The following is a 19,452-nucleotide window of genomic DNA, read 5'->3' on the forward strand; positions in this document are numbered from 1 at the left end:
CTGGCGAAGGAGGGAACATGACGGACAGCGACACCTCGTCGGTCGGCCACTCGGACGTGCTGGTCGTCGGGTACGGGCCGGTGGGGCAGGTGCTGGCGGTCCTGCTGGCGCAGCGCGGCTGGCGCGTCACCGTGCTCGAGCGGTGGCCGCAACCCTTCCCGATGCCGCGGGCGGTCTCCTTCGACGGCGAGTCGGCGCGGATCCTCGCCGCCGCTGGGGTCGCGGCGGCCATCCGCGAGCACGGGGAGTCGTCGCGGGAGTACACCTGGACCAACGCCGCGGGCGACGTCCTGCTGCACGTCGACGTCCCCGACCGGGGCTACTTCGGGTGGCCGGACTCCACGTCGATGTACCAACCGGGGATCGAGGCGGCGCTCGCAGCCCGGGGAGCGACCATCCCGAACCTGCGCGTGCTCCGGGGCCACGTGGCCACGCGGCTGGTCAACGGCCCGGAGGGGGTCGAGCTGGTGGTGGAGGGTGCCGACGAGCAGCGGGTGCTCACCGCGGACTGGGTCGTCGGGTGCGACGGGGCGAACAGCTTCGTCCGCACGGAGATCGGTGCGACCAGCACCGACCTCGACTTCTCCAACGACTGGCTGACCTGTGACGTCGTCCTCCACGACGGGCGCGAGTTCCGCCCGAACAACCAGCAGGTGTGCGATCCGCAGCGGCCGACCACGGTGGTCTCCGCCGGCCCGGGCCACCGGCGGTGGGAGTTCATGCGCCTGCCTGGGGAGCCGGTCGACGTGTTGCGCGACACGGCGACGGTGTGGCGCCTGCTGGAGCGGTACTCGGTCACGCCGGACAACGCGACGCTGCTGCGCCACGCCGTCTACACCTTCGAAGCCCGCTGTGCCGACGAGTGGCGCCGCGGCCGGGCGCTGCTGGCCGGGGACGCGGCGCACCTGATGCCACCGTTCGCGGGGCAGGGGATGTGCTCGGGCTTCCGGGACGCCGCCAACCTGGCGTGGAAGCTGGACCTGGTCCTGCGCGGCCTCGCCGCTGACGCGCTGGTGGACAGCTACCAGGACGAACGACGTGCGCACGTCCAGCACGCGCTGCGGATGTCGGTGGACCTGGGCAAGGTCATCTGCCAGACCGACCCCGGCGCGGCCCGGGACCGCGACGAGGTCATGATCGCGGCGCGCGAGCGGGGGACCAGCGGCGTGCGGCCGCGCTCGTCGATGCAGCGGCTGACCACGGGGCTGCTGGCCAGGTCCGGTGGGCCGGCTGGTGGGCTCGTGCCGCAGGGGACCGTCGCACGGGCCGGTGCATCGGGGTGGTTCGACGACCTGGTCGGGTACGGGTTCGTGCTGCTCGTCGACGGAGGCGCGAGCGATGTCCTGGCCGACGGCCTACCGGCTCCGCTCCGCGACCTGGACGTGCGGGTGGTCCGCGTGCTGCCCGCCGGGACGCCGGTGGCGGACGTCGGTGACGACGCTGTGGTCGACGTCGACGACGTGTACCTGCCGTACCTGTCGCAGGCGGGTTCGCGAGCCGTCCTGGTCCGCCCCGACTTCTACGCGTTCGGCGGGGTCGACGACGCCGCGGGGCTCGCGGCCGTGGCGGACGAGCTGCACACCGGTCTGGCGGCCGCCGCGGTGACCGGCTGAACCGGGTGACCACTGGCCTCGACCTGGAAGGCACAGCATGATCCGACACACGTGGCCGGACACGGCACTCCCGCCGCCGGCTCCCGTGCCGCTGAGCACCTCCGACGAGCGGATCCCGCTGCAGCTGCGCCGCGAGCTCGACGCCGCGTGCGCGCGACCGGCCGCACAACAGCCCGCGTGGCCGGACGCCACCGCGGTGCACGCGGCGCGGGCACTGCTGGGCGCGGCGCCTCCCATCACCTCGCCCAGCGAGGTCCGGCTGCTGCGCCGCAGACTCGCCGCGGTCGCGCACGGACGGGCGTTCGTGCTGCAAGGCGGGGACTGCGCGGAGACGTTCGAGGAGAACACCGAAGAGCACATCTCCGGGACCGTGCGGCTCCTCGGTGACATGGCCGAGGAGCTGTCCAGCACCGGTCTTCCGGTGGTCACGATCGGCCGCGTGGCCGGCCAGTACGCGAAACCGCGCTCGAAGCCGGTCGACGTGCTCGGGTTGCCCGTCTACCGGGGCGACATCGTCAACGGGCAGGACCCCGTCCCGTCGGCGCGCCGGCCCGATCCGGACCGGCTCGTGCGCGCGCACTCGCACGCCAGCCGAGCCATGAACTACCTCCGGGCCCTGCGGCCGGTCACCGGGGACGTCTTCGTCAGCCACGAAGCCCTGCTCCTCGACTACGAACTGCCGCAACTGCGCGCCGATCACCCCAGCGAGGGCGGACCCGCCGAGGTCTTCGCCACCTCCGGCCACTTCCTGTGGATCGGGGAGCGGACCCGGCAGCTGGACGGGGCCCACGTCGCGGTGGCGGCGCTGCTCGCCAACCCGGTGGGCGTGAAGATCGGCCCCGGCACGACCGCCGAGGAGGTCGAGCAGTACGCGGACCGGCTCAACCCGCGGCGCGTGCCCGGCAAGCTGACCTTCATCAGCCGGATGGGGCGCGAGAACGTCGGTGAGGTCCTGCCGGGCCTCGTCGAGCGGATCAGGGAGTCCGGCCATCCGGTGGTGTGGGTGTGCGACCCGATGCACGGCAACACCCACGAGTCCGAGTCGGGGTACAAGACCCGGGACTACGACGACATCCGGGCGGAGGTGGAGGTGTTCTTCGAGGTCCACCGGCAGCTGGGCACCCACCCCGGGGGCGTGCACCTCGAACTCACCGCCTCCGACGTGACGGAGTGCCTCGGGGCCTCGTCAGGAGTGGCTGACGCGGATCTCGCGGCCCGCTACGAGACCGCCTGCGACCCGAGGTTGAACCACCGCCAGTCGCTGGACCTCGTCCGCGTCGTGGCCGCCCTGTTGGGAGGTGCTCGTCCCGGTCCACGCACCGTCCGGGAGGCTGCCCGACGTCGTGCGCGGTCTGCAGCTGATCGGCAACCTGGACGGCCTGCTCGTCACCGTGCCGCACAAGATCGCGGTGTGCGCGTTGGTCGACCACGTCAGCCCGGCGGTGGCGGTCTCGGGCAGTGCCAACGCGTTGCGGCGTGAGCCCGACGGGAGCTGGTCCGCGGCGAACTTCGACGGCACGGGCTTCGTCGCCGGCCTCGTCCACCGAGGACACGATCCCGCCGGGCGGACGGTGGCGGTGGTCGGAGCGGGTGGTGCGGGCAGCGCCATCGCGGTGGCACTGCTCGAGGCGGGCGTGGGCGGGCTCCGCGTCTGCGACCGTGACCCCGCTCGCCTCGCCGCTCTCCGCGACCGCGTGGCAGAGCGGTGGCCGCGACCCGTGGTGTTCAGCGACGAGCCCGACCTGCGGGGTGCCGACCTGGTCGTGAACGCCACCCCGCTCGGCCTGCGCGAGACCGACGAGCTGCCGTTCTCCCTCGACGACCTGGCACCGCACGCGGTCGTGGCCGACATCATCATGACCCCGCGGGACACCGAGCTCCTCGCCCTCGCGGCGGCCCGCGGGCACCGGGTGCACCACGGAATCCACATGCTCCGCCACCAGATCCCCGCCTACCTGCAGTTCTTCGGGTTCGGCGACGCTCTGAGCGCCCGGTCCTGACCTGGCGCGGTCGAAGGCGGCCGCAGCGGAGGTGGGAGCGGGCGCCGGTGGCGCACCGCGCCGGGGGCGGAGCCGGCCCGACACGCGACGGCCCCGGCCAGGGGGCCTGGCCGAGGCCGTCGCTTCCGGCGCAGCGGGGTCAGGTGCTGGAGGTCTCGGTGGAGCCTTCGATCACCTTGCGCTCGCCACCGTGGCCGACCTGGATCCGCCGCGGCTTGGCGTGTTCGGCGACCGGGATCGTCACGGTCAGCACGCCGTCCTTGTAGTCGGCGGCGATGCCGTTGAGGTCCACGCCCTCGCCCAGCATCAGCTGGCGGCTGAACGTGCCGCGCGGCCGTTCGGCGGCCAGGTAGCTCGGCTCGGTCTTCTCGCCGCCGCCGTGCGCGGTCGTCCGCTCGGCCCGCACCGTGAGCGTGTTGTTCTCCGTGGTCAGGTCCAGCGAATCCGGGTCCACGCCGGGCAGGTCGAACTCGATCACGTAGTGGTCACCGAGCCGGTAGACGTCCATCGGCATCGCCTGGGGTGCTCGTGTCGCGGCGAGCATCTCGTTGGCCAGGCGGTTGAAGTCCCGGAACGGGTCGAACTGCAGCAACACACTCCCCCCTTCCTGAAGGCAGACTGCGTCAGGCCCGCGATGCAGGGATCGTCGGAAGAGGTGTTCTCGAGCTCTGCGATCTCACCCCCCTCTCCAGAGGCGCTCGATCCAGGCACCACCATTCTGGCACCGGCTCAGACCCCGCTTCAACCATCTAAATCACCTGGTCGGGTGACATTTCGGGATGGCATCGGACGTGACAGGACGAAAGTTCTTGTCGCGGTACCAACAGTTTTCGTGAGTCGACACTCAAAAGCGAAACGGTTGCACGGGATCGCGAGCGAGTGAGATGAGAGTGGTCGTGTGGTGGTCGTTCTCGCGTTCCGGATTCGAAGATGGCCGGGTCGACCGCGTCGCGGTCGAGGTCCACTGCGGACCGGGCGGCGCCGGCGCTGCTCCGCTGGCGCCGCCGTCCGGAGGTCAGCTCGCCGCGGCGATGAGCTCGCGGACCTTGGCCAGCTGGTACCGGGACGTCTCGTCGGCGGACTCGTCCTCGGCGAAGACGTTCGAGCAGATGATCGCGCCCTCCCGCGCCAGGAACCCGGACGCCGCGAGCGCGGTGAACAGCTCGGTCCAGTCCACGTCGCCGTCGCCGATCTTGAGGTGCTGGTGCACGCGGGCCGGGTTGCCGGGCGGGTTGGTGATGTAGCGCAACCCGTGGGAACGCCGGTGGTCCATGGTGTCCGCGGTGTAGACGGCGCCCAGCCGGTCGCCCAGCTCGGGCAGCAGCGTGCTGGCGCGGTCGCCGTAGTGGAAGGTGTGGCTGGCCACGTACACGAAGCCGATCGCGGGGTTGTCCAGGCCGCGGATGATGCGCCAGGCCTCCAGCGCGTCCTCGACGAAGTCGTCCGGGTGCGGGTCGATGTTCACCTGCACACCCGCCCTTTCGATGACCGGCAGCAGCTCCTCCATCGAGCGGTAGAAGCCCGCCTCGGACTCCTCGGCCCGTTCCGGGCGGCCGGAGAACTCGGTGTTGATCACCGGGACATCCAGTTCCCCGGCGATCTCGATGATGCGCTTCCAGTTGCGCACCGCGGCTTCGCGGGGCAGCTCGTCCGGCCACGACCAGCGCTGCACCGGGAGCAGCGAGCAGATCCCGACGCCGGCGTCCGCGGCCCGCTTCTTGACCTTGGCCAGGTAGGCGGCGTCGACGCGTGGGTGGGAGAAGAACGGGATGAAGTCCGGGTGCGGGGTCAGCTGGATCCACTCGTAGCCGGCGGCCGCAGCGACGTCGAAGAAGTCGAGGAAGTCGTGGCTGGCGTGGTACGGCGTGGGGTCGAGGGCGATCTTCACCATCGCACACCTCCTGGGTCCGGTGATGTCGTTGCGGGAGCGCCGGGTCCGGTCGTCGGCCCGAGTGGTCGGTCGTCAGCGCGGCGGGACCTCGCGCGAGGTGGCGCCGACGTCACCCGTCGGCGCCCGCTGTTTGTCAGTTTGTATGGACAAAATCGCCGAGTCAAGTGCGGCGTCGCACCGGCGTGTCACTGGAAGCGGTCAGCCGGGCGGCGGGCGCGGTCCGAGGCGCGCACCATCCGCTGGCGTGCGGGGGCCGCCTCCCGGGTGTGGTCAGGCGTCGCCGCGGAGGGAGAGGTCGAAGGTGTAGCGGGAGGCGCGGTAGACGTGGGTGCCGTACTCGACGACCCGGCCGGACTGGTCGTAGGTGGTGCGCTGCATGGTCAGCAGCGGTGCGCCCACCGGTTCGTCGAGCAGTTCGGCGTCGGCTTCCTCGGCGACCCGCGCGCCGATCGACTGCTGCGCCGCGTGCAGCTGCACCCCGGCGGAGCGCAGGAGCTGGTAGAGCCCGTGCTCCTCGAGCTGGTCGTCGGTCGGTTCGACCAGTCCGGCGGGCAGGTAGTTGCGCATCCGGGCGATCGGTTCGCCGCGGGCGGAGCGGACCCGTTCCAGGTGCAGCACCTGGTCCTCCTCACCGATCCCGAGCAGGTGCGCGACCTCGGGGGAGGGGGTGATCACCTCGTTGACCAGGACCTTCGTGGTGGGTTGCTGGTCGACCCGGCTGAGGTCGTCGAAGAGGCTGCTCAGTTCCAGCGAGCGCTTGACCCGGTTGAACACCACCTGGGTGCCTGCGCCGCGCTTGCGGACCACCAGACCCTTGTCCACCAGGGAGCCGATCGCCTGCCGGATGGTCGGCCGGGACAGGCCGAGCCGGGCGGCCAGGTCGATCTCGTTGCCCAGGCGCGCGCCGACCGGGAGAGCGCCGGAGTCGATCGCCTCCTCGATCTGGCTGGCGACCTGGTAGTAGAGCGGGACCGGGCTGCGGTGGTCCACGGTGATCTGGGTGGCCGGGTCCCAGGTGGGTTCTGGGCCTCGGCGGCGCTGGCTCGCGGTCACCTCTGCACGATATCAGGACCATTCGACGTCTATAGGTAAGTATGTACTGACAAAGTCTTGACATGGGTTCGGCGCACCGAGTAGACAGGGAGCAGTCAGGTGCTCCGGCCGCACCCGCGGCCCGCGTCTTCCCCGGAGGTCTCCGCTATGGGCAGCCCGTTCGACGTCATCACGATGGGGCGGATCGGGGTGGACATCTACCCGTTGCAGACCGGCGTACCCCTGCCGCAGGTCGAGACCTTCGGCAAGTACCTCGGCGGCACCGCCACCAACGTCGCGGTCGCGGCCGCCCGGCTCGGCCACCGCAGCGCGGTGATCAGCCGCACCGGCGCCGACCCCTTCGGCGAGTACGTCCACCAAGCGCTGCGGGACTTCGACGTCGACGACCGCTGGGTCACCGCCGTCGAGCAGTACCCGACGCCGGTGACCTTCTGCGAGGTGTTCCCGCCCGACGACTTCCCGCTGTACTTCTACCGCCAGCCCAAGGCCCCGGACCTGGAGATCCACACCGACGAGCTGGACCTGGACGCGATCGCCGAGGCGCGCGTGTTCTGGATGACCGGCACCGGTCTGGCCGAAGAACCCAGCCGGTCGGCGACGCTGGCCGCGCTGCGGCACCGGGCCAAGCGTGGCATGACGGTGTTCGACCTGGACTGGCGGCCCATGTTCTGGCCGGACCACGACGAGGCCCGCAGCTGGTACCAGCAGGCCCTGCCGCACGTCACGGTGGCGGTGGGCAACCTCGACGAGGTCGAGCGCGCGGTCGGCGTCCGCGAACCCCGCGAAGCCGCCGCACGGCTGCTCGACGCCGGGGTGGAGCTCGCCGTCGTCAAGCAGGGGCCCGACGGCGTCCTCGCCCGCACCCGCGACACCGAGGTGGTCGCGCCCCCGGTGCCGGTCGAGGTGGTCAACGGGCTCGGCGCGGGCGACGCCTTCGGCGGTGCGCTCTGCCACGGCCTGCTGGAGGGCTGGGAGCTGGAGCGGACCATGCGCTTCGCCAACGCCGCCGGGGCGCTCGTGGCGTCGCGCCTGGCCTGCTCGTCGGCGATGCCCCACGAGCACGAGGTGGAGGCCCTGCTGTCCCCGAACCCCGACCGCTCGGCGCGCAGCGCCTGAGCGGCAGAGAGCGAGAACCGTTGTCTCCATTGACCATCACCGACCTCACCCGGGTGCGCGCCACCCACCCGGAGGCGATCGCGGAAGCCGCGGCCGCCCGGACCCGGCGGCCCCTGCTGGGCGAGCGCGGCCGCCTGATGATCGTGGCCGCGGACCACCCGGCGCGCGGAGCGCTCGCGGCCGGTGGCGACCCGCTGGCGATGGCCAACCGGGCCGACCTGCTGGAGCGGCTGTGCGTCGCGCTGCAGCGGCCCGGCGTGGACGGCGTGCTGGGCACCGCGGACATCCTGGAAGACCTGCTGCTGCTGGGCGCGCTGGAGAACAAGGTCGTCATCGGTTCGATGAACCGCGGCGGCCTGGCCGGGGCGGACTTCGAGCTCGACGACCGGTTCACCGGGCACCGCGCGGTCGACATCGAGCGGCTCCGGTTCGACGGCGGGAAGCTGTTGCTGCGCATCGACATGAGCGACCCCGGCTCGCTGAACACCCTGTGCGGGGCGGCGAACGCCGTCAACGAGCTCGCCGACCGCGGGCTGATGGCGATGGTCGAGCCGTTCCTGTCCCGCCGGGTCGACGGCAAGGTGCGCAACGACCTGTCGGTGGAGGCGGTCGCGCGCTCCATCGCGATCGCCTCGGGCCTCGGCGGGACGTCGGCCCGCACGTGGCTGAAGGTGCCGGTGGTCGACGACATCGACCAGATCGGCCGCGCCCTGGAGACGTCCACCCTGCCGACCGTGCTCCTGGGCGGCGAGGTCTCCACCGACCCGGCGGCCACCCACGAGCGCTGGCACAAGGCACTGCAACTGCCGAACGTGCGCGGGCTCGTCGTCGGCCGGACCCTGCTGTACCCGCACGACGACGACGTCGCCGGCGCCGTCGACGCCGCTGTCGACCTGCTGTGAGCTCGGGAGGAAGTGCTGTGACCAACGACCGCTTCTACTGCCCCGCCGGAACGACGGCGCGAGGCGAGTACACCACCTACGTGGACCCGGAGACGGCCGGCTGGGACTACTCGTCGCTGCGGGTGCTCGAGCTCGACGCCGGTGACGAGCACGAGCTGGCCACCGGCGACAGCGAGTGGATCGTGCTGCCGCTGTCCGGCGGCTGCACGGTCACCTGCGACGGCGAGACGTTCGAGCTGGCCGGGCGCACCAGCGTGTTCCACGGCGTCACCGACTTCGCCTACGTGCCGCGCGACGCGCAGGTGCGGATCACCAGCGCCGCGGGCGGCCGGTTCGCACTCACCGGAGCCCGCTGCGAGAACCGGTTGCCGGTCCGCTACGGCCCGGCCTCCGGGGTGCCGGTCGAGCTGCGCGGCGCCGGGCAGGCCAGCCGCCAGGTCAACAACTTCGGCGCGGCGCACGTGTTCGAGGCCGACCGGCTGATCGCCGTCGAGGTGCTCACCCCGTCCGGGAACTGGTCGTCGTTCCCGCCGCACAAGCACGACGTCGAGCGCGAGGGCGAGTCGCAGCTGGAGGAGATCTACTACTTCGAGATCGCCGACTCGCACGGCACGCCCGGCGTCGGCTACCAGCGCGTCTACCCGTCCGGCCCGGACCGCACCACCGACGTCCTGGCCGAGGTCCGCAGCGGTGACGTGGTGCTGATCCCGAACGGGTGGCACGGGCCGTCGATGGCGGTGCCCGGCTACGACATGTACTACCTCAACGTGATGGCCGGCCCGTCCCCGGAGCGTGCCTGGCTGATCTGCGACGACCCGGCGCACGCGTGGGTGCGCGACACCTGGGCCGAGCAACCCGTGGACCCGCGGCTGCCGCTGTACACGGCACCCGAGCAGACCGCAGTGGAGGGACGATGAGCACCCGGCGGTTGACCGTCGCACAGGCGTTGGTGCAGTTCCTGGCCAACCAGTACACCGAGCGCGACGGAGAGCGGCAGCGGCTGATCGCCGGCTGCTGGGGCATCTTCGGGCACGGCAACGTCGCCGGCATCGGCCAGGCGCTGCTGGAGTCCGAGGGCGCGATGCCGTACCTGCAGGGCCGCAACGAGCAGGCGATGGTGCACGCGGCCGTCGGCTACGCCCGGCAGAGCGGCCGGATGTCGACCTACGCGTGCACGACCTCGATCGGGCCGGGCGCGACCAACCTGGTCACCGGGGCGGCGCTGGCCACCATCAACCACCTGCCCGTGCTGCTGCTGCCCGGGGACGTCTTCGCGACCCGCCCGGCGGACCCGGTGCTCCAGCAGCTCGAAGTGCCGCACGCGCGCGACGTCTCGGTCAACGACTGCCTGCGCCCGGTGTCCCGCTACTTCGACCGGATCTGGCGCCCGGAGGCGCTGGTCCCGTCCGCGCTGGACGCGATGCGGGTGCTCACCGACCCGGTGGAGACCGGCGCGGTGACCCTGGCGTTGCCGCAGGACGTGCAGGCCGAGGCCCACGACTGGCCGGAGGAGTTCTTCGCCGAGCGGGTGTGGCGGGTGCACCGCCCGCAGCCGGACCCGCAGTCCGTCGCCGAGGCCGCCGAGCGGATCCGCGCCGCCGAGCGCCCGCTCATCATCGCCGGGGGCGGCGTGCACCACAGCGGTGCGGAGGACGCGCTGCGGGAGCTCGCCGAGAGCACCGGCATCCCGGTGTCGGAGACGCAGGCGGGGCGCGGGTCGCTGCGCTACGACCACCCGTGCGAGCTGGGCTCCATCGGGCACACCGGCACCGCGGTCGCCGACGACATCGCCCGCACCGCGGACCTGGTCATCGGCGTCGGCACCCGCTACTCGGACTTCACCACCGCGTCACGGACGCTGTTCGCCCACCCGGACGTCCGGTTCGTCAACGTCAACATCGCCTCGGTGGACGCGCACAAGCAGGCGGCCACCCCGGTGATCGGCGATGCGCGTGCCGCGCTGGAGCAGCTGACCGCCGCGCTCAGCGGGCACCGGGTGTCCGAGGACTACGTCCGGGAGTACCGCGCGGGTGCGCAGCGGTGGGCCGAGGTCGTCGAGCGGACGACCCGCGGCGCCGCCGGGGACGAGCGGCCGGGCCAGGCCGAGGTGCTCGGCGTGCTCGACGAGGTCCTCGACGACCGGGACGTGGTGATCAACGCGGCCGGGTCGATGCCCGGCGACCTGCACAAGCTGTGGCGGGCCAAGGACCCGCAGCAGTACCACGTCGAGTACGGCTACTCGTGCATGGGCTACGAGATCCCGGCCGCGATCGGGGCCCGGCTGGCCGACCCGTCGCGCGAGGTGTTCGCGCTGGTCGGCGACGGCACCTACCTGATGATGCCGACCGAGCTGGTCACCGCGGTGCAGGAAGGCATCAAGATCACCGTGGTGCTGGTGCAGAACCACGGCTACGCCTCGATCGGCGGGCTCTCGGAGCAGGTGGGCGGAGAGCGCTTCGGCACCGCCTACCGCTACCGCGCCGACGACGGCACCTTCACCGGCGAGCCGCTGCCGGTGGACCTGGCGGCCAACGCCGAGAGCCTCGGCGTGGACGTGCTGCGGGCCTCCACTGTGGACGAATTGCGGGACGCGCTGCGCGCTGCGCGGGCGTCCGAGCGCCCGACCGCCGTGCACGTCGAGACCGACCCGGCCAAGGCGTCGCCGCCGGCCGAGGCGTGGTGGGACGTGCCGGTGGCCGAGGTGTCCCGCCGCGAAAGCACCCAGCTGGCGCGCAAGCGCTACGAGGACCAGGCGCGAGCGCAGCGCCACCACCTGTGACCAGAGATCGTGAGGACATCCTTGTGAAGACCATCCAGCACTTCATCGACGGCGGGATCGCCGAGGGGACGTCGGGCCGCTACGGCGTCGTGACGAACCCGGCGACGGGGGAGCAGACGGGCCAGGTCGCGCTCGCGGACACCGCCGAGGTGGACCGCGCGGTCGCGTCGGCGGCGAAGGCGTTCGCCTCGTGGAGCAGCTCCTCGCTGGCGAAGCGGACGCAGGTGCTGTTCGACTACCGCGAACTGCTCAACGCGCACCGCGACGAGATCGCCTCGCTGATCACCGCCGAACACGGCAAGGTGCACTCCGACGCGCTGGGCGAGGTGGCGCGCGGACTGGAGATCGTGGAACTGGCGTGCGGGATCCCGCAGCTGCTCAAGGGCGAGACCTCCACGCAGGTCTCCACCCGGGTGGACGTGGAGACGATCCGGCAGCCGCTGGGTGTGGTCGCCGGGATCACGCCCTTCAACTTCCCGGCGATGGTGCCGCTGTGGATGTTCCCGCTGGCCATCGCCTGCGGCAACACCTTCGTCCTCAAGCCCAGCGAGAAGGACCCCTCGGCCACCCTGCGGCTGGTCGAGCTGGCCAGCGAGGCGGGCCTGCCGGACGGTGTGCTCAACCTGGTGCACGGGGACAAGCCGGCGGTGGACCGGCTGCTGGAGCACCCCGACGTCGCGGCGGTGAGCTTCGTCGGCTCGACCCCGATCGCCGAGCACGTGCACCGGACCGCCAGCGCCCAGGGCAAGCGGGTGCAGGCGCTGGGCGGGGCGAAGAACCACATGCTGGTGCTGCCCGACGCCGACCTCGACCAGGCCGCCGACGCCGCCGTGTCGGCCGCCTACGGCTCCGCCGGCGAGCGCTGCATGGCCGTCTCGGTGGTCGTCGCGGTCGACCCGATCGGCGACGAGCTGGTCGCCAAGATCGCCGAACGGGCCCGCAACCTGACCGTCGGCCCGGGCACCGACCCGGCCTCGGAGATGGGCCCGCTGGTCACCCGCGAGCACCGCGACAAGGTCGCCTCCTACGTCCCGAAGGCCCGCGAGCAGGGCGCCGAGGTGGTCGTGGACGGCACCGAGCTGGAGGTCGAGGGCCACGAGAACGGGTTCTTCGTCGGGGTGAGCCTGCTGGACAAGGTCACGCCCGAGATGGACGCCTACCAAGACGAGATCTTCGGTCCGGTGCTCTCGGTCGTCCGGGTCTCCAGCTACGAGGAGGGCCTGGCGCTGATCAACTCCTCGCGCTGGGGCAACGGCACGGCGATCTTCACCCGCGACGGCGGTGCCGCCCGCCGCTTCAAGCTCGAGGTCCAGGCGGGCATGGTCGGCGTCAACGTGCCGATCCCGGTGCCGGTGGGCTACCACTCCTTCGGCGGCTGGAAGGACTCGCTGTTCGGCGACCACCACATCTACGGCACCGACGGCATCCACTTCTACACCCGGGGCAAGGTCACCACGACCCGCTGGCCCGACCCCAGCGACGGCGGCGTCGACCTCGGCTTCCCCAGCAACAGCTGAGCCACGGGCGGACCTGCGCCGCGCCCGGCCCCACGGTCGGGCGCGGCGCCGCTGCGTCCGTTCAGCGGGCTGGGGGTGCGGTGGTTCCGCGGACGACCAGCTCGGGCCCGAGGACGACTTCCCGGGGTTGCCGCGCGGGGTCCTCGAGCCGCTCGACGGTCAGCCGCACCGCGTGCTCGGCCATCCGGTGGACGTCTTGCCGGATCGTGGTCAGGTCGACGTGGGCGAGGTGCGAGATGTGGCTGTCGTCGTAGCCGACGACCGAGATGTCGTCCGGAACCGTGACCCCGGCCTGCGCGAACGTGCGCATGAGCCCCAGCGCGCAGCGGTCGTTGCCGGCCAGGACCGCGGTGGGCAGCTGGTCGTCGCCGAGCAGCTGGTGCGCTGCCTCGATCCCGGCGTCCTCGGTGTGCGCTCCGGGGACCACGCGCGCCCCGTCGGCCAGTCCGTGCTCCCGCATGGCCGCCAGGTAGGCGCTGCGGCGTGCGGCTGCGCCCGGCCCGTCGCCGCCGTCGACGTGGACGATGCTGCGGTGCCCGAGCTCGACGAGGTGGTCGACGGCCCGCCGGACGCCCTCCTCGTCCGAGGTGCGGATGCTGTCCACGTGAGCGCCGCCGGCCGGGCGGCTGATGACGGCGACGACCGCGCGGCGCCCGAGCACGTCCAGCTGCTGGTCGTCGGCGCGCGGGCCGAGCAGGATCAGCGCTTCGCAGCGGTGGCTGAGCAGCGCCTCGACCGCCTTGCGCTCGTCGCGGGACGGCGCGGTCGCCGACAGCAGGACCTCGTAGCCGAGTCGTTCGGCCTCCGGGTAGACGGCCTCCACGAAGTCGGCCTGGAAGGGCTGGTGCACGGTGAGCATCACGCCGAGCGTGCGGCTGCGCCTGCGCGCGAGCATCTGGGCCGCGGTGTCCGGGCGGTACCCGAGCTGGTCGGCGGCGAGCAGCACGCGCTGGCGGGTGCTCTCGCTGGCGCCCGGCTGGTTGCGGAACACCAGCGACACCAGGGCGCGCGACACCCCGGCCCGCCGGGCCACGTCCGACATCGTCGGTCGGCGGCCTGGTGTGCCGTCGCGCTGGGTGGGCTCGTCGGTCATCCCCATGATCTTGCCGCATCGGGTCGGCCGCGGTTTTTGCCAGAACGTCTTGACATTTTCCTGTGATGGCCACCATAGTGGCCGGTACTAGAGCGCGCTAGTAGAGCGCGCTAGACCATCTCACCAGGGCGAACGAGCTCAAGACTGACCAGGTGGTGGGCCGGGGCGCGGGGAGCGCCGGGCAGCCCACGCCGATCGAGGAGGGCCCGATGACAACGACGTCCCGACCTGACGTCCGCACCGTGGCGGGCAACCTGTGCCTCGGCTCCGCGCCGGATTCGTGGGGCGTGTGGTTCCCCGAGGACGAGCACCAGGTGCCCTACACGCGCTTCCTCGACGAACTCGTCGAGGCCGGCTACCGGTGGCTGGAGCTCGGCCCGCCCGGTTACCTGCCGCTCGACCCGGAGCGGCTGGCCGACGAGGTCGGCTCCCGCGGGCTGCAGGTCTCCGGCGGCACCACGTTCGGCGCGCTGCACCGCCCGCAGGAGTGGGAACTGGTGCTGGCCGACGTCCGCAGGGTCGCCGCGCTCACCGCGGCCGTCGGCGCGCACCACCTGGTGTTCATCCCGCCGATGTACCGGGACGAGAAGACCGGCGCCTTCACCGAGGCGCCGGAGCTGTCGGCGGAGCAGTGGGACGTGCTGGGGAAGGCGGCGGACGAGCTCGGCAAGATCCTGTTGGAGGACTACGACGTGCGGTTGTGCGTGCACCCGCACGCTGACAGCCACATCCAGACCCAGGCGGAGATCGAGCGGTTCCTCAACGCGACGGACTCCCGGTACGCGAACCTGTGCTTGGACACCGGGCACGTGGCCTACGGCGGCGGCGACAACGTCGATCTCATCCGCCGGTACGCCGAGCGGATCGGGTACGTGCACATCAAGCAGATGGACCCGGACGTGCTCGCCCAGGTGGCCGCCGAGGGGCTGTCGTTCGGGGAGGCGGTCAAGCGGGGCGTGTGCGTCGAGCCACCCGCCGGCGTGCCGAACCCGGCGGAGGTCGTGCGGGAGCTGTCCGAACTGGACGCGGAGCTGTTCGTGATCGTCGAGCAGGACCTCTACCCGTGTGCCCCGGACGTGCCGCTGCCCATCGCGGTCCGCACCCGCGAGTACCTCAACGGCTGCGGGCTGACCGGCAGCGAACGGCCCCGGACCCGGTGACCCGCTCGGATCCCGGAGCCGCGCGCCGCGGCCCGGTTCCGCCCACGAAGGAGAACGACCCGATGCCCGAAGCGCACACCGACGTGCCGACACCGCCCTCGACCGCGCAGGACACGCGCCACTCGCGCCGGCTGAAGGTCATCACCGTGGTGGCGACCTTCGGCGGCCTGCTGTTCGGCTACGACACCGGGGTCATCAACGGTGCGCTGCCGTTCATGCAGTCCGACCTCGGCCTGACTCCGCTGACCGAGGGCCTCGTCACCAGCTCGCTGCTGCTGGGTGCCGCGATCGGCGCCGTCATCGCCGGCAGGCTGTCCGACGCCCGGGGACGCCGGCGCACCATCCTGGCGCTCGCGGTGGTGTTCCTGCTCGGCACCCTGGCCTGCACCCTCGCGCCCAGCGCGCCGGTGATGGTGGCGGCCCGGTTCGTGCTGGGCCTGGCGGTCGGTGGTGCCTCGGTCACCGTGCCGACCTACCTCGCCGAGGTCTCGCCGGCCGAGCGCCGCGGGCGGCTGGTGACCCAGAACGAGCTGATGATCGTCACCGGTCAGCTGCTGGCGTTCACCTTCAACGCCGGCATCGCCAGCGCCCTCGGCGACTCCGCGCACGTCTGGCGCTACATGCTGGTGATCGCCTCGTTGCCCGCGGTGGTCCTGTGGTTCGGCATGCTGGTCATGCCGGAGAGCCCGCGCTGGCTGGCCTCCCACGGCCGCATCGGCGACGCGCTCGACGTGCTCCGCCAAGTCCGCTCCGCGCAGCGCGCCGAGGCCGAGCTGGCCGAGGTGCAGCGGCTGGCGCAGGAGGACGAGCGGGCGCAGACCGGTGGCTGGGCGGACCTGGCCGTGCCGTGGATCCGGCGGCTGGTGCTGGTCGGGATCGGGATCGCCGTCGTGCAGCAGGTCAGCGGCGTCAACACGATCATGTACTACGGCACCCAGATCCTGCAGACCTCGGGGTTCACCACCAACGGCGCCATCGTCGCCAACATCGCCAACGGCGTGATCTCGGTGCTGGCCACCTTCGTCGGCATCTACCTGCTGGGCCGGGTCGACCGGCGGCCGATGCTGCTGGCCGGTCAGCTGGGCACGGTCACGGCGCTGCTGCTGCTGGCGATCGTGTCCTCGACCGTGCCGGAGGGGCTCACCCGGGGGCTGGTCGTGCTCGGCCTGACCGTCTTGTTCCTGGCGTTCCAGCAGGGCGCCCTCTCCCCGGTCACCTGGTTGATGCTGTCGGAGATCTTCCCGCTGAAGATGCGCGGGTTCGCCTTCGGCATCGCCAGCCTCACCCTGTGGCTCGCCAACTTCGCCGTCGGCCTCACCTTCCCGGTCCTGGTCGACGCGCTGGGCATCGCGCCCACCTTCCTGGTCTTCGTCGGGATCGGCGTCGTGGCGATCGGGTTCGTCGCGAAGTTCGTGCCCGAGACCCGCGGCCGGTCCCTGGAGGACCTGGAGACCGAACTGCGCGCCCGGTACTCGTGACCGCTGGCGGCAGCAGAGCAGTGCAGTGACGATCGCTGGTGCAGCGATCCCGACACCACGGATGCGAGGAACTCATGTCCGAGCACGACCTCCGCGTCGGCCTGGTCGGCGCCGGGAGGATGGGCGCCGACCACGCGGTGCGCGTCCACGAGCGGACCAGCGGTGCCCGGCTGGTCGCGGTCGCCGACCCCGACCTGGAGCGGGCGCAGCAGGTGGCCGAGGGCCTCGGCGCACGCGCCACGCAGGACCCGTACGACGTCATCACGGCGTCCGATGTGGACGCTTTGGTGATCGCATCGCCGGGCGCGGTCCACGAACCGCTGCTGCTGGCCGCGATCGAGCGCGGTCTGCCGGTGCTGTGCGAGAAACCGCTGACCCCGGACGCGGAGTCGTCGCTGCGCGTCCTCGAGGCGGAGGAGAAGCGCGGCCGGCACCTGGTGCAGGTCGGGTTCATGCGCCGCTTCGACGCGGAGTACGTCGAGCTGAAGCGGCTGCTGGGGTCCGGTGAGCTGGGGCGCGCGCTGCTGCTGCACTGCGCGCACCGCAACCCGTCCTCACCGCCCGGGTTCACCAGCCAGATGATGGTCTACGACTCGGTGGTGCACGAGTTCGACACCACCCGGTGGCTGCTCGACGACGAGATCGCCGCGGTGTCGGTGCGCGCCCCGCGGTCCACGGCGCAGGCGCCGGAGGGCCTGCTCGACCCGCAGCTGGTGACGATCGAGACGGCCGGCGGTGTGCTGGTGGACGTGGAGATCTTCGTCAACTGCGGCTTCGGGTACCAGGTGCGCTGCGAGGCGGTGGGGGAGCGGGGGACCGCGCTCGTCGGCGCGGACAGGGGTCCGTTGGTCCACCGGAACGGGCAGTGGGGCGGCGCGGTCACCGCGGACTTCCGCGATCGCTTCGGCGCGGCGTTCGACCGCGAGTTCCAGCGCTGGGCCGACGCCGCCCGCCGCGGTGAGGTGGACAACGCGGGCGCGAACGCGTGGGACGGCTACGCCGCAGCAGCAGCGTGCGAAGCCGGCGTGCGAGCGCAGACCGCCGGCCAGCGCACCGAGGTGGACCTCGTCGAACGCCCGGACTTCTACGCCAGGTCCTGACCACGGTTCCCGCGCCACCACACGAGGGCGTGCCAGTTCCCGGGCGGAACCGGCACGCCCTCAGCGTGCTTCCGGAGCGTCCACATCGGACGCGGAGCGTTCCGGGCGCTACTCCTGGAGGAAGCGGGCGTAGCGCCGTCGGTGCTTGGGCTGGACCAGACCGTGCAGCGCGAGCGAGAGCTGGGCGCGGACGTAGTCGTCGAAGCTGTAGGTGCGCTCGAAGTACCAGTGCTTCAGCGCCCAGGCGTGGGCGACCAGCAGCAGGTTGTAGGCGACCGTCTCCGGTTCCACCGGCCGGAAGACACCGGCCTCGATGCCGTCGCGCAGCAGCCTGCTCAGCGGCCGGCTGGTCTCCACCTCGAGCTCCTTGATCCGCTCGCGACCGGCCTCGTCGAGCGACTTGCTCTCCCGGTAGGTGAGCACCGTGGCGTGCCGGTGGCGGTCGATGACCTCGCAGTAGCCGCGGAACGCGGCGGCCAGCCGCTCGACCGGGTCGTCCCCAGCGGCGTCGATCGCGGCCGGCACCGCGACGGCGAAGTCCTCCAGGACGTTGACGATGACCGCCAGCAGCAGCTCGTCCTTGCTCCCGAAGTAGCGGTAGATGAGCCCGACGCTCACGCCGGCTTCCGCGGCGACGGCCTGCATCGACACGGCCTGCGACCCCTCGCGCTCCATCACCCTCGCGGCCGCGTCGAGCAGCTGCCGGCGGCGCTGCTCCTTGCGCGCGTTGCGGGCGGCGAGGTCGGGGTCGAGCAGCGTCGCGTCGTCAGCTGCGGCTGAGCTCATGTCCGGCACCTCCTCCAGCAGTCCCACGTCCATCCAATCACACGAATCGCGCTGTGACGGTTGACACCGCCGACCGTGATGAACCAAAGTTCACCACGAATGAACCGATGTTCACAACCGAGGAGCGAGCGGCATGGCTGTGGCGGAGCAGGAGTTCGACGACGTCGTCTACGAGGTCCAGGACGCGGCCGCGATCGTGACGATCAACCGCCCCGAGCGGTACAACGCGTTCCGCGCGCAGACGGTGGACGAGCTGATCACCGCGTTCAACCTGGCGTGGTCCGACCGCCGCGTGCGCGCCGTGGTGCTCACCGGTGCGGGCGAGAAGGCGTTCTGCACCGGTGGGGACGTCAAGCAGCGCGCCGAGACCGGCGACTACGGGCCGAGCGAGCTCAACCGGTTCCGCATCGGTGAGCTGCACAAGATCGTCCGCGACATCCCCAAGCCGGTCATCGCCGCCGTCAACGGGGTCGCGGTCGGCGGCGGCCACGTGCTCCAGGTGCTCTGCGACGTCTCCATCGCCGCCGAGCACGCCCGGTTCGGCCAGGCCGGACCGAAGGTCGGGTCGTTCGACGCCGGGTTCGGCTCGGCCTACCTCGCCCGCGTCGTCGGCGAGAAGAAGGCGCGCGAGATCTGGTTCTGGTGCCGGATCTACTCCGCGGCCGAGGCGCTGGAGATGAAGCTGGTCAACAAGGTCGTCCCCGGCGACGAGCTGATGGCCGAGGCCAAGCGGTGGGTGTCGGAGGTCGCGGCGCTCAGCCCCACCGCCCTCCGCTTCCTGAAGCAGTCCTTCAACGCCGACACCGACCACCAGGCCGGCTTCAGCAACATGGCGATGACCGCGCTGGACATGTTCTCCACCTCGCCGGAGGGCATGGAGGGCGCCAACGCCTTCGCGGAGAAGCGGGCCGCCGACTTCGCGCCGCACGTCCACTGGCACTGACGGCGCCGCGCACCGACGAGA

General features: G+C 71.9%; 17 protein-coding genes. 12 read left to right on the top strand and 5 right to left on the bottom strand.

Going from position 1 to position 19,452, the window contains the following annotated elements; all coding sequences use genetic code 11:
* Positions 1–17: 17 nt before the first annotated feature.
* From mhpA to HNR68_RS14750, 3 genes are read left to right on the top strand one after another with little or no spacing between them, the layout of a single operon-like run.
* On the top strand, positions 18–1,613 hold the full coding sequence (gene mhpA / locus HNR68_RS14740; protein WP_179721371.1) for a bifunctional 3-(3-hydroxy-phenyl)propionate/3-hydroxycinnamic acid hydroxylase MhpA: 1,596 nt from the start codon (positions 18–20) through the stop codon (positions 1,611–1,613).
* A 37-nt stretch (positions 1,614–1,650) separates the two neighbouring features.
* Positions 1,651–3,093: a 3-deoxy-7-phosphoheptulonate synthase gene (locus HNR68_RS14745; protein ID WP_246330455.1), complete on the top strand. Its 1,443-nt coding sequence runs from the start codon at positions 1,651–1,653 to the stop codon at positions 3,091–3,093.
* Positions 2,975–3,613 carry a shikimate dehydrogenase family protein gene (locus tag HNR68_RS14750; RefSeq protein WP_343050465.1) on the top strand — a complete coding sequence of 213 codons (639 nt, stop codon included), beginning with the start codon at positions 2,975–2,977 and terminating at the stop codon, positions 3,611–3,613. The genes HNR68_RS14745 and HNR68_RS14750 overlap by 119 nt, the downstream gene beginning before the upstream one ends.
* 139 nt (positions 3,614–3,752) lie before the next feature.
* Here the strand turns inward: HNR68_RS14750 and HNR68_RS14755 are convergent, their stop codons facing one another.
* The 3 genes from HNR68_RS14755 to HNR68_RS14765 all read right to left on the bottom strand — a co-directional run bounded on the left by HNR68_RS14755 (position 3,753) and on the right by HNR68_RS14765 (position 6,557).
* Positions 3,753–4,208 (bottom strand): Hsp20 family protein, encoded by a 456-nt coding sequence (locus HNR68_RS14755; RefSeq protein ID WP_179721375.1) that lies wholly within the window; start codon positions 4,206–4,208, stop codon positions 3,753–3,755.
* Between the two features lie 420 nt (positions 4,209–4,628).
* A complete protein-coding gene (locus HNR68_RS14760) occupies positions 4,629–5,504 on the bottom strand; it encodes a sugar phosphate isomerase/epimerase family protein (RefSeq protein ID WP_179721377.1) in 876 nt (291 codons plus the stop codon).
* A 270-nt stretch (positions 5,505–5,774) separates the two neighbouring features.
* Positions 5,775–6,557: a GntR family transcriptional regulator gene (locus HNR68_RS14765; RefSeq protein WP_343050158.1), complete on the bottom strand. Its 783-nt coding sequence runs from the start codon at positions 6,555–6,557 to the stop codon at positions 5,775–5,777.
* A gap of 147 nt (positions 6,558–6,704) precedes the next feature.
* Here HNR68_RS14765 and iolC point away from each other — a divergent pair, with 147 nt between their 5' ends.
* From iolC to HNR68_RS14790, 5 genes are read left to right on the top strand one after another with little or no spacing between them, the layout of a single operon-like run.
* On the top strand, positions 6,705–7,673 hold the full coding sequence (gene iolC, locus HNR68_RS14770; protein WP_179721379.1) for a 5-dehydro-2-deoxygluconokinase: 969 nt from the start codon (positions 6,705–6,707) through the stop codon (positions 7,671–7,673).
* Between the two features lie 20 nt (positions 7,674–7,693).
* A complete protein-coding gene (locus HNR68_RS14775) occupies positions 7,694–8,575 on the top strand; it encodes a Cgl0159 family (beta/alpha)8-fold protein (RefSeq protein ID WP_179721381.1) in 882 nt (293 codons plus the stop codon).
* Between the two features lie 17 nt (positions 8,576–8,592).
* Positions 8,593–9,492 carry a 5-deoxy-glucuronate isomerase gene (gene iolB / locus HNR68_RS14780; protein ID WP_179721382.1) on the top strand — a complete coding sequence of 300 codons (900 nt, stop codon included), beginning with the start codon at positions 8,593–8,595 and terminating at the stop codon, positions 9,490–9,492.
* A complete protein-coding gene (gene iolD, locus HNR68_RS14785; RefSeq protein ID WP_179721385.1) occupies positions 9,489–11,354 on the top strand; it encodes a 3D-(3,5/4)-trihydroxycyclohexane-1,2-dione acylhydrolase (decyclizing) in 1,866 nt (621 codons plus the stop codon). Before iolB ends, iolD begins: the two co-directional genes overlap by 4 nt.
* 23 nt (positions 11,355–11,377) lie before the next feature.
* The gene (locus HNR68_RS14790; protein WP_179721387.1) at positions 11,378–12,871 is read left to right on the top strand and encodes a CoA-acylating methylmalonate-semialdehyde dehydrogenase; all 1,494 of its coding nucleotides are present in this window, start codon (positions 11,378–11,380) and stop codon (positions 12,869–12,871) included.
* 61 nt (positions 12,872–12,932) lie between these two features.
* Here HNR68_RS14790 and HNR68_RS14795 read toward each other — a convergent pair whose 3' ends face one another.
* A complete protein-coding gene (locus HNR68_RS14795; RefSeq protein ID WP_179721389.1) occupies positions 12,933–13,964 on the bottom strand; it encodes a LacI family DNA-binding transcriptional regulator in 1,032 nt (343 codons plus the stop codon).
* A gap of 209 nt (positions 13,965–14,173) precedes the next feature.
* On the opposite strand from HNR68_RS14795, the gene HNR68_RS14800 reads away from it, so the two are divergent.
* From HNR68_RS14800 to HNR68_RS14810, 3 genes are all read left to right on the top strand, one after another.
* Positions 14,174–15,124: a TIM barrel protein gene (locus tag HNR68_RS14800; protein WP_179721391.1), complete on the top strand. Its 951-nt coding sequence runs from the start codon at positions 14,174–14,176 to the stop codon at positions 15,122–15,124.
* Positions 15,125–15,186: 62 nt separating this feature from the next.
* Positions 15,187–16,602, top strand: coding sequence for a sugar porter family MFS transporter (locus HNR68_RS14805; protein WP_179721393.1), 1,416 nt, complete (start codon positions 15,187–15,189; stop codon positions 16,600–16,602).
* A gap of 74 nt (positions 16,603–16,676) precedes the next feature.
* Positions 16,677–17,702, top strand: coding sequence for a Gfo/Idh/MocA family protein (locus HNR68_RS14810; protein WP_179721395.1), 1,026 nt, complete (start codon positions 16,677–16,679; stop codon positions 17,700–17,702).
* 108 nt (positions 17,703–17,810) lie between these two features.
* Here HNR68_RS14810 and HNR68_RS14815 read toward each other — a convergent pair whose 3' ends face one another.
* On the bottom strand, positions 17,811–18,488 hold the full coding sequence (locus tag HNR68_RS14815; protein WP_179721397.1) for a TetR/AcrR family transcriptional regulator: 678 nt from the start codon (positions 18,486–18,488) through the stop codon (positions 17,811–17,813).
* Positions 18,489–18,621: 133 nt separating this feature from the next.
* On the opposite strand from HNR68_RS14815, the gene HNR68_RS14820 reads away from it, so the two are divergent.
* Entirely contained in the window at positions 18,622–19,431 is an 810-nt protein-coding gene (locus tag HNR68_RS14820) for an enoyl-CoA hydratase-related protein (RefSeq protein ID WP_179721398.1), read from the top strand.
* Positions 19,432–19,452 lie beyond the last annotated feature (21 nt).

Origin of the sequence: Saccharopolyspora hordei, assembly GCF_013410345.1 — a bacterium.
In the GTDB taxonomy this organism is placed as follows: domain Bacteria; phylum Actinomycetota; class Actinomycetes; order Mycobacteriales; family Pseudonocardiaceae; genus Saccharopolyspora; species Saccharopolyspora hordei.